Annotated in this window: 3 protein-coding genes; all 3 read right to left on the reverse strand. The window is 32.8% G+C overall.

Features of this window, described 5'->3' with window-relative positions; translation table 11 throughout:
- Nucleotides 1–367: hypothetical protein (locus AC1DRQ_RS31550; RefSeq protein WP_477430099.1), on the reverse strand; the 367-nt coding region annotated here is incomplete at its 3' end.
- Complete coding sequence (locus tag AC1DRQ_RS31555; protein ID WP_477430101.1) at nucleotides 367–933, reverse strand: DUF6712 family protein; 567 nt, start codon at nucleotides 931–933, stop codon at nucleotides 367–369. The genes AC1DRQ_RS31555 and AC1DRQ_RS31550, both read right to left, overlap by 1 nt.
- Nucleotides 934–1,394 (reverse strand): hypothetical protein (locus AC1DRQ_RS31560; RefSeq protein WP_477430103.1); only part of this gene is annotated, 461 nt, incomplete at its 5' end.

Consider the following 1,394-nt stretch of genomic DNA (forward strand, 5'->3'; position numbering starts at 1 on the left):
CTGCTACCCTATCTACATTACCCAAGAATTTTTGAATACTGGTGTTAGGGTCTATCTCATAATCTTTATCTAACTGGTTTTCAAAATAGGTAACCAGATCATCAGCAATTAAATTGCAGTCAGAATAAATTTCATACTCACCATTTGGAATATTAGGATCAAATAAATCACCAATAATTATTTCAAACTGATGAGAAATATTTGTACCGTTAATTCTTTGCGTGACATAATCTATATGAGCAACAGGATATAAAATTGAATCATAAGTATTAAAGTCACTGGTATTACTACAGATAACCGTATTGATCTGCTTATGCTGTTTTAAAAAGCTTTCCAATAACCCGATATATTGATTGATAGTTACCATTAGTAAATAATTCTCCTATAGTATCCAGTCTTGTAAGCAGCAGCACGATAATATTCAGCTTCATTAAAAGAATTATCTGGTAAAGCAATTCCAGTAAAACCAAATGAAGTATCAGTGTTACATGGTGGATTGGTATCAGGGTCTTCATCAGTCTCCAGGTACGCCATTAGTAACTTTTTATAACCGTCTAACTTAGTAGTGTAATTATTTCTAATTGTGGCCAAATCACCAGTTGAAGCATTGGCATCAGTAATATTTTGAACACCCTTATTGGATAATTTCTCTGTTAATGGTACTAATGAATAAAGCAGCGAACCATAAACCATAACTGGTTTAATATTTTCAAATAGCAATGCATCTTCATCTGTATAAGTAAAACCGGAAATAGTTGCACCAGATACCAATACATTATTTAATCTTTTATATAAATCTTTACCTAAAATCTGAGATAACTCTAAATCCTGAAATTCAAGAATGCACTGATTTAATATTTTTTCATCAACGTTATATTGAATGACTGAATTTTCTTTTAATTCCTGAACGGTTAAAAACTGTACTCTTTTCATTTACTTCCCACTATCCTTTCTTATCACTTTTACAGTTTTCCATTCGTGTCTGCATTGGTTTTCAGCTTCGCCAGTGTTAGGGTTTGTATACCACCCACCGCAATGTCTGAATATGTCATAGCCAAAAATTGATGACATAGTTTGAATATCAGCACGTGTGTACAGACGGTCATTATTAATTAACTTAATGCAGAAGCCACGGCTATTATCGATTAATGGTTCAGGGCCAAACTCCGGGCGTACCTTATACTCATACATCACCTGTACTTCTTTACCGCTTGGTTTAGGCTTATCCACAGGTTTAATATTTACTTTACCATCAGCTATATCACTTGAAATTATCTTTGCTTGTGTAAGCTTATTTAGCTTCCCTGTAAGTGCATCCTTTGATACATCTATATCTAATTTTTCTTTGATATCTTTTATGATTTCATCAAGAGATTTACCATCAATATTTTCAG

This window comes from Mucilaginibacter sp. P4_E8 (genome assembly GCF_056401495.1).

Coding starts and splice junctions, on each gene's coding strand:
- AC1DRQ_RS31555 (WP_477430101.1), bottom strand. CDS start 933: ATGAAAAGAGTACAGTTTTTAACCGTTCAGGAATTAAAAGAAAATTCA.